General features: G+C 58.8%; 17 protein-coding genes. 6 read left to right on the top strand and 11 right to left on the bottom strand.

Translation table 11 applies throughout. The features are described 5' to 3' along the window. The first annotated feature begins 184 nt into the window (after positions 1-184). On the top strand, positions 185-1093 hold the full coding sequence (locus tag HMPREF3158_RS06260) for a 1,4-dihydroxy-2-naphthoate polyprenyltransferase (protein WP_070497760.1): 909 nt from the start codon (positions 185-187) through the stop codon (positions 1091-1093). On the opposite strand, the gene HMPREF3158_RS06255 is transcribed toward HMPREF3158_RS06260, so the two are convergent. Continuing rightward, complete coding sequence (locus HMPREF3158_RS06255; RefSeq protein ID WP_061920409.1) at positions 1079-1408, bottom strand: DUF4229 domain-containing protein; 330 nt, start codon at positions 1406-1408, stop codon at positions 1079-1081. The genes HMPREF3158_RS06260 and HMPREF3158_RS06255 overlap by 15 nt on opposite strands. Positions 1409-1449: 41 nt before the next feature. Here HMPREF3158_RS06255 and HMPREF3158_RS06250 point away from each other — a divergent pair, with 41 nt between their 5' ends. Beyond that, complete coding sequence (locus HMPREF3158_RS06250; protein ID WP_062035976.1) at positions 1450-1734, top strand: hypothetical protein; 285 nt, start codon at positions 1450-1452, stop codon at positions 1732-1734. Between the two features lie 164 nt (positions 1735-1898). Here HMPREF3158_RS06250 and HMPREF3158_RS06245 read toward each other — a convergent pair whose 3' ends face one another. The 8 genes from HMPREF3158_RS06245 to HMPREF3158_RS13155 form a co-directional block, all read right to left on the bottom strand. Further along, positions 1899-2156, bottom strand: coding sequence for a helix-turn-helix domain-containing protein (locus tag HMPREF3158_RS06245; RefSeq protein ID WP_061920405.1), 258 nt, complete (start codon positions 2154-2156; stop codon positions 1899-1901). After that, positions 2156-3187: a c-type cytochrome biogenesis protein CcsB gene (ccsB, locus tag HMPREF3158_RS06240; RefSeq protein WP_062035979.1), complete on the bottom strand. Its 1032-nt coding sequence runs from the start codon at positions 3185-3187 to the stop codon at positions 2156-2158. Before ccsB ends, HMPREF3158_RS06245 begins: the two co-directional genes overlap by 1 nt. A gap of 82 nt (positions 3188-3269) precedes the next feature. Next, the gene (locus tag HMPREF3158_RS06235; RefSeq protein ID WP_070497757.1) at positions 3270-4913 is read right to left on the bottom strand and encodes a cytochrome c biogenesis protein ResB; all 1644 of its coding nucleotides are present in this window, start codon (positions 4911-4913) and stop codon (positions 3270-3272) included. Between the two features lie 16 nt (positions 4914-4929). After that, on the bottom strand, positions 4930-5730 hold the full coding sequence (locus HMPREF3158_RS06230; RefSeq protein ID WP_070497756.1) for a cytochrome c biogenesis CcdA family protein: 801 nt from the start codon (positions 5728-5730) through the stop codon (positions 4930-4932). Positions 5731-5772: 42 nt separating this feature from the next. After that, on the bottom strand, positions 5773-6339 hold the full coding sequence (locus HMPREF3158_RS06225; protein ID WP_070432564.1) for a TlpA disulfide reductase family protein: 567 nt from the start codon (positions 6337-6339) through the stop codon (positions 5773-5775). Between the two features lie 46 nt (positions 6340-6385). Beyond that, a complete protein-coding gene (locus tag HMPREF3158_RS06220; protein WP_061920396.1) occupies positions 6386-6994 on the bottom strand; it encodes a histidine phosphatase family protein in 609 nt (202 codons plus the stop codon). A gap of 32 nt (positions 6995-7026) precedes the next feature. Continuing rightward, the gene (hemL, locus tag HMPREF3158_RS06215) at positions 7027-8349 is read right to left on the bottom strand and encodes a glutamate-1-semialdehyde 2,1-aminomutase (protein ID WP_061920394.1); all 1323 of its coding nucleotides are present in this window, start codon (positions 8347-8349) and stop codon (positions 7027-7029) included. Between the two features lie 577 nt (positions 8350-8926). Continuing rightward, entirely contained in the window at positions 8927-9058 is a 132-nt protein-coding gene (locus HMPREF3158_RS13155; protein ID WP_268751111.1) for a hypothetical protein, read from the bottom strand. A 248-nt stretch (positions 9059-9306) separates the two neighbouring features. Between HMPREF3158_RS13155 and HMPREF3158_RS06210 the strand changes: the two genes are divergently transcribed. Then, the gene (locus tag HMPREF3158_RS06210) at positions 9307-10146 is read left to right on the top strand and encodes an NAD(P)-dependent oxidoreductase (RefSeq protein WP_070497754.1); all 840 of its coding nucleotides are present in this window, start codon (positions 9307-9309) and stop codon (positions 10144-10146) included. A gap of 6 nt (positions 10147-10152) precedes the next feature. Here HMPREF3158_RS06210 and HMPREF3158_RS06205 read toward each other — a convergent pair whose 3' ends face one another. Both HMPREF3158_RS06205 and HMPREF3158_RS06200 read right to left on the bottom strand, forming a co-directional pair. Continuing rightward, a complete protein-coding gene (locus HMPREF3158_RS06205) occupies positions 10153-10770 on the bottom strand; it encodes a Fic/DOC family protein (protein WP_049063784.1) in 618 nt (205 codons plus the stop codon). A gap of 10 nt (positions 10771-10780) precedes the next feature. After that, positions 10781-10990, bottom strand: coding sequence for a hypothetical protein (locus tag HMPREF3158_RS06200; RefSeq protein WP_049063782.1), 210 nt, complete (start codon positions 10988-10990; stop codon positions 10781-10783). A 107-nt stretch (positions 10991-11097) separates the two neighbouring features. On the opposite strand from HMPREF3158_RS06200, the gene HMPREF3158_RS06195 reads away from it, so the two are divergent. The 3 genes from HMPREF3158_RS06195 to HMPREF3158_RS06185 all read left to right on the top strand — a co-directional run bounded on the left by HMPREF3158_RS06195 (position 11098) and on the right by HMPREF3158_RS06185 (position 14345). Next, the gene (locus HMPREF3158_RS06195) at positions 11098-11673 is read left to right on the top strand and encodes an ABC transporter ATP-binding protein (RefSeq protein WP_061920381.1); all 576 of its coding nucleotides are present in this window, start codon (positions 11098-11100) and stop codon (positions 11671-11673) included. Then, a complete protein-coding gene (locus HMPREF3158_RS06190) occupies positions 11670-12719 on the top strand; it encodes an ABC transporter permease (RefSeq protein WP_083281226.1) in 1050 nt (349 codons plus the stop codon). Before HMPREF3158_RS06195 ends, HMPREF3158_RS06190 begins: the two co-directional genes overlap by 4 nt. Positions 12720-12839: 120 nt before the next feature. Beyond that, positions 12840-14345, top strand: coding sequence for an ABC-F family ATP-binding cassette domain-containing protein (locus tag HMPREF3158_RS06185; RefSeq protein WP_061920378.1), 1506 nt, complete (start codon positions 12840-12842; stop codon positions 14343-14345). Positions 14346-14420 lie beyond the last annotated feature (75 nt).

The following is a 14420-nucleotide window of genomic DNA, read 5'->3' as shown; positions in this document are numbered from 1 at the left end:
GAGCGATTCACATGATAACTTTTAGGAAAGTTCAACGCGTTGAACTTTTGTCACGGGTGTGGCCCACAGCCGTCCTTTCTTGGGTATGTACGACGCGCTTTTGCCATACCCGTGGCTTTTATATGTCCGCCGTGTGCGTCCCTTGTGCACAGCATGTCCGCGGTGGCGTGGCACAATAACTGACATGTCACTTTCTGCCTATCCCGCAACTGCCAAAGACTGGTTCCAAGGCGCTCGCCCGCATACATGGGCAAATGCTTTCGCCCCAGTCATCGCTGGTACTGGCGCCGCCGCGGCTGCCGACGGCGCGCACTGGGGCCGCGCCTTTCTCGCACTCATTGTGGCGTGGGCGCTCATCATCGGCGTCAATTACGCCAATGACTACTCCGACGGCATCCGCGGCACCGACGACGACCGCACCGGCCCGCAGCGTCTAACCGGCGGTGGGCTGGCGAAGCCGCAGCACGTGAAGTACGCGGCCTTTGCTTCGTTCGCAGTTGCTGCCATGGCTGGCATTGCGTTGTCTTTGGTAGCGAACGCCGCGTGGTTCATCTTGGTAGGCGCGCTTTGTATTGCTGGCGCATGGTTTTATACCGGCGGCAAGAATCCGTACGGTTACCGTGGCCTCGGTGAGGTCGCTATCTTCATCTTCTTCGGATTGGTGGCGGTACTGGGTACCCAGTTCACACAGGCAGGCCACATCACGCTGACGGGTCTTGCGCTCGCAGTGGGTATTGGTGGAATGAGCTCTGCGGTGAACTTGGCGAACAATATTCGTGACATTCCTTCGGATAGTGAGTCCGGAAAAATCACGCTGGCAGTGCGCCTGGGTGACAAGAAATCACGCAACCTGTTCATGTGGCTGCTGCTCATCCCGGTTTTGCTGACCATTGTCATCGCATTCGATTCCTGGCTGGCGCTCGCGGCGTTGGTCTACTTCCCGTTCGCACTACAGGCGGTGCGCACCGTCAACCGCGGCGCCCGCGGCCCCCAGCTCATCCCGGTGCTCGGCATCACTGGCCGCGCAATGCTGGTGTGGGCGCTGGTCAGCGCGATTGCGCTTTTCTTGTTTAAGGGATTAACGGCCGGCTAGCTCAGCCTGGACCCAGGCCTTATGAGCCTTGCGCTGAGCGGAATACTCAGCCAAGGTCTCGGTGGCTTCTACGCGCCATTTCTTAAACACGAGCATCGACAGCGGCAGCGCCACGAATAGGGCAAGCAGCGCTGCGAGCAGTACTGGAATGGGGAAACCTGCCAGGATGGCGATGAGCTCAATGACCACCGTGAGCAGGATAAAAAGCACCAGGCGGGCCAAGCCGTACTTCCAAAGCGCGGCGCGGGAGCGGCGGCGCAGCTCGGGATCGGGTGCCGGCGGCTCCGGATTATGTGCAGAAGAAGTATCAGTCATGGGGCTAAAGTCTACGCTTTCGATTCCGTAGGATATAACGCATGGGTCGTTTGATTTTGCTTGTCTTAGTTGTTCTTGCCGCCGTACTGGTCTGGAAGGCTTTTGGCCCTTCCAGCTGGAAGAAGCCGCAAACAACGCAGCAGCGCCCAGCCATCAAGGGCCCAGACGACGATGAAGAGTTCCTGTGGAACCTCGAGAAGGAGCGCTTCAAGGAGCGCCGCGCCCGCGAGTTGCAGGCCGAGCGGGAAGCCGAGGAGCGCCGCCGTCAACAGCGCCGCGAGAGCCACCGCGACGAGCCCCCGCGCGACGAAACGGACGAGAAGTAGGGTGCATTCTCCGCGCCGGCACGGAATGGTCTCCCTCTAAAGGTCCCTCTCTACGGGTAGCTTTACGAGTATCAGCAACCCTGAAAACGCGCTTCATGGTCCCATTGCCCCACAAAGGGACCCAAGCAATGGGACCATGAAGAAAGTGATGGAAAGCTACGCCGCTAAGCGCGCGGCTGGAAGCTCATCTCAAGGCCAAGGGCCTCCGCGACCGCGGTGACCTTCTCCCAGCGCACACCGCTACCGCCATGCTCGATGGTGTGCAAAGTGGAGCGAGATACGCCCGCGGCATCAGCCAGTTGCTGCTGCAGGATACCGAGCTCGCGGCGGCGAGCTGCGAACTCCGCGCCGATAGCCAGCAGCTGCGGGTTATCGCCTGCTGGCTTTCCCTGCTTATTTCTTGGCTTATGCGTATCAGGCACTAGTTCAACCCCGCGTAAGAGTGCAAACCGGAAACAACCATGTTGATGAAGAACAGGTTGAAGACCATCAAGGAGGTCGCGGCAATGTTGATCCACGGCGAGAACTTGCGCCAGGACGGCGTCGCACGAGCGTGGAGGTAAGCCGCATAAAGAATCCAGGTAGCGAAGGAGACGGTCTCCTTCGGGTCCCAACCCCAGAAGCGTCCCCAGGCAGACTCCGCCCAGATGGCGCCGAGCACGATGCCTAGGCCCAGGGTCGGCAGTGCGATGATGCCGAGGCGGTAAGCAAGCTGATCCAGCTTCTTCGCCGAAGGCAGCGGCTTGCCCACGACACCAGCGAAACCACGCTCAGCACCCTTCGGCTGCCAGACACGCAACATAGTCAGCAAAGACGCGATACCGGAAACCACGCTGATGGAAGCACCCAGGGAAACCACAGTGACGTGGATTGGCAGCCAGTGCGACTGCAGCGCCGGGACAACCGGAGCGGATTCCGCATACAGCTTGGTGGAACCGTAGAACATCAGCGCCAAAATCGGAGTGAGGATCCACGGCCACATCGTGCGCCATTCCTTGCGCTGCATCGCGATGTTGGACACGATGAGCACGCCAGCGGTCACCATCAGCACGTACTCATACAGGTTGCCAAACGGGAAGCGGTGTGTGGCTAGGCCACGCAGCACAATTGCCACAACGTGGAGCACAATGCCCAGCCACAGCAGCATCTGCGTCATGCCGCCGAGCTTTTCAGCCTTTTCCTCGAGGACGCTGGGGTCTTTGACTGGGGTGGTGTCGGCGACGGCAGCGTCGGCAAGCGCAGCGTCATCAGCGGCTGGTGCGTAGGGGCTGCCGCCTGCCGCTACCTTCTGCTTGGACTGCGCGCGATCTGCTGCAGCTGCGCGGCGGGCATCGATGACCGACTGCATGCGGCCGTAGTACGCCAGCGAGAGAAACAGCGCGATGGCGTAGATAACGAAGGCCGTTTGGACGGCGATGTCGGAAAAATTCGACAGATTCTGATCAATCAGCATTGAAAACCTTGCGCTTTGCTCCAAATAGTACCTGCATACGATACTCCCGCATGCAGGCGACATCAAACTTTAGTCGGATGGATTAATCATCCACCCAGATCTCATCCTCTTCTACTTCGTCCGGGTCAGGCAGATCCAAAAGCTCGCGATAGAGCGCGTAGAACTCCTCGGACCAACCGGCGCGGTCGGTGCGGGCAAGACCCGCCATCTGGATGTCGGTTCCTCCATCCGCGGCCGGGCTGATGCGCACCCACACGCGGCGGCGCTTGATAACTAGCGAACCGACCAGGGAAACCAGCATCAGAAGTGCCGAGACCAAGACCCACTTTTGGAATGGGTCATAAGAAATCTGGTAATTCGCATACTGGGAGGCACCGTTGAAGGTGACCTTCGTGCCATCGTCCAGCGTCACGGATTCGTTCTGCGAGAGATTCACGCGGTCAATCTTCTGCAGCTGGCCCGAGTGCACCAGGGAGGAATCCAGATCGAAGATGGACTGCGCAGTGCCGGTATCGAGGCCGGCATCGCCGCGGTAGATATCGATTGCCAAGGCAGGATCCGTAAGCCCTGGGTACGCGGAGGTCAGCAGCTGACCGTTCTCCCCGGACCACTGTGCGGTCGGCGCGAAAAGGCCCTGGATGGCGAGCTGATTCTGGCGACGCTCAAAGAGATCCGGGTACATGCCAGCCGGCGGGTCGAAACGCATGACGCCGGAAGAAAGGAAGCGAACCATGTCATCGGGACGGAACTGGATGGTCTGGGTACGCTTCTCGCCGTTTGGCCACTCCACCGTCACGGTCGGCGCGTAGCCGTGCCCCTGCAGGTAGACGCGGTTATGGGAAAGGCGCAGCGGGTGATTCACGCTGAGCTCATAGTCCTTCCAGGAGGAATGATCCGTGTAGATGTCATCGCCCTCCGCGTAGGACACGTTGGAGGTAAACATCTCCGCCTGGCCGTTATCAAGATAATCCGCGGTGAAGTCGTGAGCTACGAAGCAGAACGGGTGCAGGCCTGTGCCGTCGAAAAGCGAGCCAGCGCGGAAGGAGTCATAGTTCGAGGTCGAGGTATTGCAGAACTCGGTGGACTGATCCAGTTTGGTCTCCCCGTCCTGGGAGCCAGACTCGGTGACCACGATGACTTGGCCCTCGTAGTTAGACAGGCGGCCGGCGGCAACGGTGACCAAGATGGCCACCAAGGCAATATGGAAAATCAGGTTGCACAGCTCGCGGGCATAGCCGCGCTCAGCGGAGAAAGACTGCAGCCCCTGACGGTCTTCTTCCGGGCCTGATTCAGCAACGCGCCACCTCTTCAGTAGCTTGGTTACTCGAGCTTTGATTTCCTCCGGCGAATGCTCCGAATGGCCTTCGGCGTGAAGCGGCATCTTTTCCAGGTACTTCGGAGCACGAGTAGGCGGGGTTTTCCAGGCTTTGTAGTGCTCCCAAGAACGCGGGATGATGCAGCCCACGAGGGAGACCATCAGCAGCATGAAGATGGCCTGGAACCAGATGGAAGAAAAGACGTCGAAAAGCTGCAGTTTGTCGTAGATTTCCGCAACCTTGCCGTGGGAGCTAATGAAGTCCTTGACGTTAGCCTCGTTGAGATCGCGCTGCGGCAGCAGCGAGCCCGGGATGGCCGCCAGAGCGAGCAGGAACAGCAATGCCAGTGCCGTGCGCATGCTGGTCAGCCAATGCCATGCCTTGCGCAGATAGCGAACGATAAGTTTCATATGCCTTCTTATCCTCTTAAATTAGGGTCGCGCCGTATTCAAACGTCCACTGGCGGATGAAGCTGATGAAGTTGCCCCACAAGCCGGTAGCCAGTGCGAGGCCCACCAGAATCATGGCGATACCACCGATGATCTGGATGGTGCGAGAGTGTTGCCGCATCCAAGAGATAGTGCGCATGGCACGGGCTGAGCCCAGCGCAACGAGCAGGAAAGGCAGCCCCAGCCCCAAGCAATAGCCGATGATAAGGAACGTTCCGCGCACTGCGGTCATGCCTTCGGTACCAACGGAGACAGAGATAATCGCCGCGAGCGTCGGGCCTAGGCACGGCGTCCAACCAAGCGCAAAGACGCCGCCGAGCAGCGGCGCACCCAACCACGTGGTCCAGCGCCGCGGCGCCATGCGGGTATCTTTCTGCAGCACCGGCACCACGCCCATGAACACAACGCCCATGAGGATGGTGATAATGCCGCCTATCCGCATGAGCACATCAGCGTTGAGCGTCAGCGCGGAAATCGCACCGAAAACAGAGACCGTCGCCAGCACGAATACCACGGTAAAGCCCAGCACAAACAGCGCCGCGGCAAGTACTACAGCCCATTGCTTGCGCTTGCCGACGCCGATGCCATACTCCGCGTCATAACTAACCTCACCGCCAACCACACTGGCCAGGTAAGAGATATAGCCGGGGACGAGCGGGACCACGCACGGGCTAGCAAAGCTGACCAAGCCAGCGGCCATGGCGAGGAGAAAACCTAGGGCGAAAGGACCACTAGTGATGACCGATTCGACGTTGAGCGCCGCATCCGTAAAGTCCATGAAACCTCGCGCAATTCTAAATAAGTTGTCTAGCAGTGGAAACTACTCTTTTTCCAGCGAATCTACGACTTCGAGAACATCCTTGTCGGTGATCTCGCGCAGAAATACGGCGGCTGGTCGATGCTGCTTATCGAGCACGATGGTGGTTGGCACGACAGAGGTCGGTACGCCGCCAAGAGCCGCAGCCGTCTTGAAAGGCGGATCGTAGATGGACGGATACTCCAGCCCGTTATCTCCCAAAAAATCACGGGAAATTTCCGGGTTGAAGTCGCGGACATTAATTCCCAGAACTGTACCCGTACCGCGTTTGGTCAGCTCGGCATGGATGTTTTGTAAGTCATCCGATTCGGAGCGACAAGGAGCACACCATTGTCCCCAAGAGTTCAGTACGACGATCTGGTCAGAGAAATCATCCAGAGAAATGGTCTGGCCGTCGTGGCGCAGATTCTCTCCTGTGAAGGACTTCAACGGTTTGCGCTCTTCGGGCGCATATTTGATTACTTTTTCTCCGCCTGGAGCAAAGAATTCAAAGGTGCCGCCACTCGCCACTGCATTTTGTGCTTTATCTGCGTCTTGACTGCACGCAGTGGTAGCCGAAGCGACAACCATCAACGAGGCGACTACAGGCAAAAGTTTGTGTTTCACGGGCTCTGCCTTAAATATCCTGCGCCGGGGAGGAGTAGAAGATGTCGATGAGCTGGTCATCTTGGAAGACGAGCGAGGTCACCGAGGCAAGGTCGCACTCGCGGTCCCATGGTGCGTGGGCAAGGCGCTTGCCTAGTGCGGTGCGCTGGACCATGACGATGGGCAGCTGGTGGGAGACGATGATGGCCTCGTGGCCTTCTGCCTTATCGCGTGCGCGCTCGACTGCATTGACCATGCGGGCAGCGATCTCCTCAAAAGGCTCGCCCCAGGAAGGCTGCATCGGGTTGCGCAGCAGCGGCCAACGCTGTGGGTTCCATAGCTGGGAATTCCAGCCCTTGGTGCGCAGGCCCTCAAAACGGTTACCGGATTCGATGACGGACTTGTCGATCTCAACGTCAAGGCCGGTGACCTTGGAGATAGGCTGCGCAGTTTCCTGTGTGCGCTGCAGCGGCGAAGCCACCAGGTAGGTCACGTCGTGGCCGCGGAAGGACTCCGCAGTGCGCGCCGCCATGGAGTGGCCGCGGGAGGAAAGGTGGTAGCCCGGGATGCGTCCGTAGAGGATCTTTTCCGGGTTGTACACCTCACCGTGGCGGACCAGGTGGACGATAGTCGTCGACATAGAAGTTCCTTTCGCTCTTCTTTAAATGAGCTTTAAGCGCGCTGGGTTGCTGCGGCAGCCTTTGCTGCGGGCGCGAGCGCCTTTTCGATTACCTCAAAATCATTGTCGGTCAGCGCATCGGAGACAAACCAGGTCTCAAAAGCTGATGGCGGAACGTAGACGCCGCCTTCCAGAAGAGCGTGGAAGAACGGAGCAAAGCGCCAGGTATCAGCAGCCTTCATGTCGTCGAAGTTGCGGCCGCGTCCCTCAGCGAAGCGGATGGAGAACATCGAGGAAGCGCGCTGAATGTTGTGCGCCACGCCTTCCTTATCCAATGCTGCAGAGATAAGACCGGTTAGGCGGTCAGCGTTTGCGCCAAGGCGCGGGTACAGCTCTTCGTCGGCAAGCTCCAGGGACTTCAGACCAGAAGCCATCGCAACTGGGTTACCGGACAAAGTACCTGCCTGGTAGACCGGACCAGCCGGTGCCAGGTAAGCCATGACGTCGGCGCGGCCACCAAAAGCGGCGGCAGGCAGACCACCGGAGACAACCTTGCCGAAGGTGACCAAGTCACCAGCGACGCCGTCGACGCCGAACCAGCCCTTGTGTGAGGTACGGAAGCCAGTCATGACCTCATCCAGGATGAGCAGCGCGCCGTCGGCATGCGCGATTTCCTTCAGCGCCGCATTGAACCCCTCATCGGGAGCCACTGTGCCCATGTTGCCCGCGGCTGCCTCAGCAATGATGCAGGCGATCTCACCTGGGTGTGCGGCGAAAGCCTCACGGACAGCATCCAGATCGTTATAAGGCACAACGATGGTATCGGCAGCGGTTGCGCCGGTAACGCCCGGGGAATCCGGAAGGGCGAAGGTAGCAACGCCGGAGCCTGCCGACGCCAACAGCGCGTCGACGTGGCCGTGGTAGCAGCCATCAAACTTCAACACCTTTGCGCGACCGGTGAAGCCACGGGCCAAGCGCACGGCGGACATGGTTGCCTCAGTGCCGGAGTTGACCAGACGCACCTGCTCTACTGCGGTGCGCTCCACAATTCGCTCTGCCAGCAGGGTTTCCGCCTCGGTCGGCGCGCCAAAGGAAAGGCCATCGACCGCTGCCTTCTGCACAGCCTCCACGATTGCCGGGTGGGCGTTGCCGTGGATCATCGGACCATAGGAGCTAACAAGGTCAACGTACTCGTTGCCGTCGACGTCCCACAGGCGGGAAGCTTCGCCGCGCGCGATAACGCGGGCTTGGCCGCCGACCGAACCGAAGGCACGGACCGGGGAGTTCACGCCACCTGGGGTGACCTTGGATGCGCGCTCGAACCACTGGGTGGACTGGGAAACTGGCTGCTGACTCGTATTAGGCATAGCCAACATTGTAACTGCTTTGTCCCTATACAAAAGTTGGAGTGGCCAAACGCGCCACCGCGCCCAGAGCACTTCGCCGAATTGTATCCACTCCATCTACTCCACGCGCTACTTACCCTGCACCGGTTTCTAATTGCCGTTAAGCTACTGCCATCGCCACGATCGCAGCGCCGGGGGAACAACAAAGCGCGCTGCACACCGGCTGCTCATGCAGCTTGCAACCAACACTCATGGCGGTGATTTTAAAAGGGGGAAATTTTCATCATGCGCTCACGCATTTTCTTCTGCGCTATCGGCCTTAGCGCTGTATTTTGTGCATCCTGTGCAAGCAAAGAAGTCACCATGGTTCCAGCTCAAGATATGAAACCGCTGGAAACGCAAACCTCAGAAAGCACCACGCCTTGGGCCCAGGGCTCCGCGCCACAACCGGCCACACGCTTAGCGCTAGATTCCGCGCAAGCGTCATCCAGCAAACACGAACCAAAGCCGAAAGAAACACCGAAGGCGCCCGCACCTGAGCAAGCTCCGCAAGAAAGCCAACTGGCCCCGCCACCAGAAGCACCGCCGCATTCACCCGATACGGTAACTATCCACGCACCTGCGCCGGCTCCGCCACCACGGCGTCCAGCACCCGCACCAGTTCCAGGCCTGCCAAAGCTGCCGGAATTTCATATGCCACCGCCACCGCCGCCACCAGCGCCGCCGCGGATTCCCACAAAGGTTCCGATTCCGCCGGAGGTACAACAGGGAATCGATCAAATCCCGAAGCCGCCACCACTTCCACGCCCGGAGGAAATCTACATCCCGCTGCCCTAGGCCACCGTTTTCAGGCCTACGATGCCGCCGATGATCATCGCCAGCCCACACGGTGTGGGCGGTACCGACGGGATACGAACCACGGCGCTCTTCCGGTGGCACACCGAAGTTGACTGCGCGCCCGCAAACAAAAATGGCACACTGGTTTCCATGAAAATCGCATTCCTTGGAACCGGCCGAATGGGCAGCGAGCTTGCCCGCCACCTGCTCAAATCTCACGAGGTTACGGTGTGGAACCGCACCGCTGAGCGCGCGCAGCCTCTCGTCGAAGAAGGCGCCAGCTTGGCAGATACCCCTGAAGAGGCGGTGAAAAACGCCGAGGTCATCATCACTTCCTTGTTTGGTCCTGATGACATTCGCGAGCGCATCATCGAGCCCGCGCTGATCCCCGCCGGCGTTACCTGGATTGACACCACCACCGTTTCCCCGGAGGCCGCACGCGAATTTGCCGCCGCGGTGGATTCCTATGTCCACGCACCAGTCGTGGGTTCCCTGGGCCCAGCCCGAAACGGCGAGTTGGGCGTCTATGTGGGCACGCCTGACGACGACCGTCGCGAGCTCGCCATGGACATCGTCGAGCCATGGGCCGGTGAGAACAAGCTGATCGGCGTCGAGTCCGCAGCTACCGCCGCCCTGGGCAAGCTGCTAGCCAACCTCGCATTGGCAGTAACCGCCGAGGGACTGCTGGAGGCACTGCAGCTTGGCGAATCCGAGGGCCTTGATTCCGAGGTCATCCTCGAAATGCTCGATATCACCGGCCTCGCGTTCATGAAGAACATGAAGGGCCCGTTCATCACGGGTGAGCGCAACACCACTCCGGGCGACTTCACTGTCGACGCCCTGTGCAAGGACGCCAAGCTCATAGAGGCTACTTCTTCTAAGCCGCTGCCAGCAGTGCACGCCGCCATCGAACGCTTTGAGGAACAGCAGTCCATGGGCCACGGCGACCAGGACTTCTCTTCTATCTTTGTATTCCGCAACAAGGGCTAGCACGAGCTAGCGGTTGCCGACGATTTCGCGCAGCACCCGCGCCAGCTGCGCGTTATCGCCTGTGTCCTGGCTATGAAAACGTGCAGCGATGAACCGCTCACGCAGTTCACTATCAACGGCTAGGCGCTCCACGTCCAAGGCAAACCCAGCATTATCCACAAGGAACGCGAAAAAGACGGTCTGCGTGCGGGTGTTTCCCTCGCGGAAGCTGTGCACAACGTTGAGTTCACCCCACACTTCCGCCAGCTTCGGGACGAACTCCTCAAGAGTCATATCGCACAACAGGTTATCGCGGGCAAGACCAGCAAAAATCTTGTTCGCGGCCTTGGTCAGCTCTGGACCCGCTGGGTAATAAGCATGACCGGCCTTCACCATGAACTGGTCAGTAGGAGCCGTACGCTCCTGCCCCGCCCATTCATAAACATCCTGGAAAAGGTGGCGATGGATGGCTTTGAAATGCTGATAATCAAAATTCCCCTCTAGGGGCTCATGCTGTAATTCCGAGATTCGCAGGAATACCAGTTTTTCCTCGAGTAATCGGAGCTCCTCAGCATCAGTTGCCCCCAATAGATTCTTCAGAACCGTTGTTCCTGGAATGAAGTAATCTTTCCAACCCCCGCTCATTTTCCCCTGCTTACTTAAATGCCGTCCGGCGAACTTGGGCTATTGCGTCCTCAGCAGACACCGTGCCAGCGGCTACGCGGCGGGCCAAGTCACGAACTTTCGGGTCACTAACGTCATGGCCGGCCAAACGCATTGCTGCGTCTCCCAAGGCCAACTTGTTATCCCTCGGTTTATCAATTTCGGTGTCTATGAACTCATTAGCGGGCTGTGGAGTAACCATTCTTTTTCTCCCCCAAAATAGCTGTTTGACGCTAAATTTTAGCAGCTCAAGGTACCAAAACCAAGGTCTTGAAAGCCTGCAAGCAGCAGAATTGATAGCCTTGCCGCATGCTGAACATCGATGCCACTTACGGACATACCACAGCCCTCGGCCATCTTGCCCGCGAGTTTGCCCCGGGCCGCATGTACGGCCTCAAGGGAGCTAACGGCTCAGGCAAGTCGACGCTGCTCGCCACTCTCGGTGGCGAGCTCGCGGCTCTCGAGGGCACCGTCCGTGTTGATGGGAAGGAGGTGGGAACGAGGGCGTCGGCAAGCGCGGTGCTCACCGTGGCCGACCCAATCTTCCTACCGGACCTCACCGTGGGCGAGCACATCGATCTCATCGCCCGGACCACTGGCGTTGACTTCGCTGAAATCATCGAATTGTGGGCGCTTGAGGAGCTCCTACCTCACCCCGCCACGCGTTTGTCCGCGGGCCAGCGCCAGCGCGTTTTCCTGGCCATCCAGCTCTACCAGCCCGCGCAAGTGCTGCTTATCGACGAACCCGAGCGCCACCTCGACGCCGAGTGGACGCAATTCCTCAGCAGCGAACTGCGCCACCTGGCGAAAGAAGGTCGCTGCATCATCGTGGCGTCCCACTCGCCTACCGTCACCGATGCGTGCGATGAGTTGGTGGAGCTATGATGCCTGACACCAACTCTCGTACTGGCATGACACGGGCCCTGTCGAAGTTCGGTGACGTCGTTGGAGCGATCACCATGTTTGGATGTCTCCTAGGCGTACTTTTTGGCGTATGGCAATACGCCGCCGACTATTTGCCTTTCGTCGTAATTCGCACCGACGTTGCTCCTCTACAGACAACGGGCGGCATCCTGGGATTGCTGGCGCTGATTGCGCTTCTGGAGGCGCTGTTCCCGCTGCGTGGGATGTCAGGCCCTCGGTGGGTTTACCACCTCCGCCCACAAGGACGCCTGCGGGGCATGGATTCAATTTCAGTTCTGCAGCTGCTCGGGGCCACTGCACTCGCGTTGCTGCTTTGCGTGTCCCTCGGCGCATCTCCTCTATTCGCACTGGCAGCGCCAGCATTACGCATGGCCGTGGGCTGGCGTTCCTTCACCGTTGCGTCACTGCTCGCTGCTGGCCGTTCCCGCCAGGTGAGCAGTTCAGGTGTGAACCTGCTCGACTCTGAGGTCAGCTCCGACGCCCTAGCCAGCCAAAGCATGTGGTTGAAACCGCAGATCGGTTCGTCCGCTTCTTTAGCTGGTCTTTTCGCGCGCCGTCTAGGCAGGCGTTGGTACATCGGCGTCGGCGCACTGGCAGTTGCTGGTTTGAGCCTCGGGTTCGCACCGCACCTGGGTTCGCTGGGCATTCTTGCATTTGCCACCGCTTGGTCCATGGTGGGTGCGGCCGTAAGCCGCGCAGGTTCCTTTGGGCGAATCGTGGAAGGGCCTTGGGCAGAGTGGGGTCTTCCTATGAGCGCTGCGATAGGCACAGCGATTATAGGAACGGTCTTTGTTGCCATCGTGTGGCAGCTTTCACTTGCTGCACTTGCAGTCATCGCGGTAGGCCTGGCGTGGGCCGGCTACACCAGGTCCCGCCCTGCCCGCGTGACGCAAATGAGCATGGTCGATACGGGCGGTTTCGGTGCTTCCTTTTCCCCTGAAGTGGTGGGCTACTTAAGCCGCGGTTGGAAAGGCCTCGCAGTAGTGGCAGTGGCACTTTTCTTGTAATTCCATTTCCTCACAAACTATGGACACCACGCACGCACGCTGCTAACCTTCCTTGCCATGAAGATCCGCTCTTAATTCGAAGCTCACATCAACACCTCTGACTCGAAGGCGGATCGATCCATGCCTATTTCTTTCGCTGACCTCACCATGGTGTGGCCTGACGGTAAACCCTGTTTCGCGAATCTCAATGGGACTTTTAGCGCTCAGTTCACCGGACTCGTTGGCACCAACGGCTCGGGCAAATCAACGCTGGCCAAGGTGCTGGCCGGGATACTCGAACCAACCTCAGGTACCGTCAGTGCCCCTAGCGTCGGGTACCTCGACCAAGACTTAGGCCTGAAAGTCTCCGATACTGTTGCCGACGTATTCCACGCCCGTGAAGTATTGGAGGCCATCGAGCAAATCGAAGCGGGACACTACACCGACGAGCTCGTCGAGGTCGTGGGCGAGCGTTGGGACCTCAAGGAAAAAATCAGTGCTGCGCTCGCGGCGTCGGAATTGCCCATTTCCTTGGATCGCACAATCGGTAGCCTATCGGGCGGCGAGGCCGTTACTGTCGCGCTTACTGCGCTCTTTTTCTCCGAACCTGACGTGATCATTTTGGATGAGCCTACAAACAACCTTGATGCGCAGTCCAAGGAACTTCTCCTTAGTTTGATCGCTGACTCGCCGGCCCAGGTTTTGGTCATTTCACACGACCGCGATCTACTTAATCACGCAGATTGCATCGCCGAGCTCTACCACGGCTCATTACGCATGTTTACTGGGAACTACGCCTCCTATGAGGAGGCTATTGACCACGAACAGGACACCGCGCTTGCCGACGTCCACCAGGCCAAGGCCGCCTTACGCAAAGAAGTCCGCCAGCGGTCAGCAATGCAAACGCGGCTAGCCCGGGATGAGCGTCGCGGAAAGAAGTACGCGGCTTCCAAACGCAAGCCTCCTATCGCATTGGGCCTGGACAAGAATCGCTCTCAAAACACAGCTGCCAAGCGCTCGCACGAAGCAGCCCAATCAGTGGCAAGCGCACAGCAGGAGTACAACAAAGCTCAGCTGCGGCTACGCGACGATTCTGCCGTCCATATCGAGCTTCCGAACACTCAACTGCCTAACGCAACCCAAGTTCTCCGCAGTGAGCTACTCAGCATCGTAGGCCCTGAGCGCGTCCGACTCGCAGGTCCCAACGGTTCCGGAAAGACAACGTTCCTCAACCGCGTGGCAAACGGCGACGTCGACTACGCACTAGCCTGTGGCTACTTGCGTCAGCGCATCACGCTTCCAGAACACTTGAGTATGTGGGAATTGGTAACCGCAGCCAATCCAAACGAAGATCCGCAGTTCCTCCGCAATCAGCTAGCTAAGTTGTTGTTCCAAAACGATAGCGTTCATGCCCCGCTCGGGCAGCTTTCAGGAGGCGAGCGCTTTCGTGCCGAATGTGCGAGAGTCTTGCTTTCTTCTCCAGCACCTAAATTCCTCCTTCTAGACGAACCTACGAATAACCTCGACATCCCCACTGTTGACTGGCTGGTAGATGTGCTCTCTGCCTATCGAGGTGCATTCATCTTAGTGAGCCACGACGAAGATTTTTGTTCGCGTCTTTCGATTAACCGCACTGTAGAACTCTAATCGCTTTGTATCGCTACAAGTAACACAATCTGTGCTATAGTCACTAATACAACGTTGTATTAGTTGAACCAACAC

This window comes from Corynebacterium sp. HMSC06G04 (assembly GCF_001807365.1).
Classification (GTDB): Bacteria; Actinomycetota; Actinomycetes; order Mycobacteriales; family Mycobacteriaceae; genus Corynebacterium; species Corynebacterium simulans.
Note: the sequence above shows the minus strand (reverse complement) of the source record. Positions and strands in the feature narration are given on the sequence as shown.

Excerpts from the sequence above, each read along its gene's own strand:
- HMPREF3158_RS06190 (WP_083281226.1), top strand. The coding sequence starts at position 11,670 with ATGATGCCTGACACCAACTCTCGTACTGGCATGACACGGGCCCTGTCG.
- HMPREF3158_RS06230 (WP_070497756.1), bottom strand. The coding sequence starts at position 5,730 with ATGGACTTTACGGATGCGGCGCTCAACGTCGAATCGGTCATCACTAGT.
- ccsB (WP_062035979.1), bottom strand. The coding sequence starts at position 3,187 with ATGCTGATTGATCAGAATCTGTCGAATTTTTCCGACATCGCCGTCCAA.
- HMPREF3158_RS06260 (WP_070497760.1), top strand. The coding sequence starts at position 185 with ATGTCACTTTCTGCCTATCCCGCAACTGCCAAAGACTGGTTCCAAGGC.
- HMPREF3158_RS06235 (WP_070497757.1), bottom strand. The coding sequence starts at position 4,913 with ATGAAACTTATCGTTCGCTATCTGCGCAAGGCATGGCATTGGCTGACC.
- HMPREF3158_RS06255 (WP_061920409.1), bottom strand. The coding sequence starts at position 1,408 with ATGACTGATACTTCTTCTGCACATAATCCGGAGCCGCCGGCACCCGAT.
- HMPREF3158_RS06220 (WP_061920396.1), bottom strand. The coding sequence starts at position 6,994 with ATGTCGACGACTATCGTCCACCTGGTCCGCCACGGTGAGGTGTACAAC.
- hemL (WP_061920394.1), bottom strand. The coding sequence starts at position 8,349 with ATGTTGGCTATGCCTAATACGAGTCAGCAGCCAGTTTCCCAGTCCACC.
- HMPREF3158_RS06210 (WP_070497754.1), top strand. The coding sequence starts at position 9,307 with ATGAAAATCGCATTCCTTGGAACCGGCCGAATGGGCAGCGAGCTTGCC.
- HMPREF3158_RS06185 (WP_061920378.1), top strand. The coding sequence starts at position 12,840 with ATGCCTATTTCTTTCGCTGACCTCACCATGGTGTGGCCTGACGGTAAA.
- HMPREF3158_RS06200 (WP_049063782.1), bottom strand. The coding sequence starts at position 10,990 with ATGGTTACTCCACAGCCCGCTAATGAGTTCATAGACACCGAAATTGAT.
- HMPREF3158_RS06205 (WP_049063784.1), bottom strand. The coding sequence starts at position 10,770 with ATGAGCGGGGGTTGGAAAGATTACTTCATTCCAGGAACAACGGTTCTG.
- HMPREF3158_RS06195 (WP_061920381.1), top strand. The coding sequence starts at position 11,098 with ATGCTGAACATCGATGCCACTTACGGACATACCACAGCCCTCGGCCAT.
- HMPREF3158_RS06225 (WP_070432564.1), bottom strand. The coding sequence starts at position 6,339 with ATGGTTGTCGCTTCGGCTACCACTGCGTGCAGTCAAGACGCAGATAAA.
- HMPREF3158_RS06250 (WP_062035976.1), top strand. The coding sequence starts at position 1,450 with ATGGGTCGTTTGATTTTGCTTGTCTTAGTTGTTCTTGCCGCCGTACTG.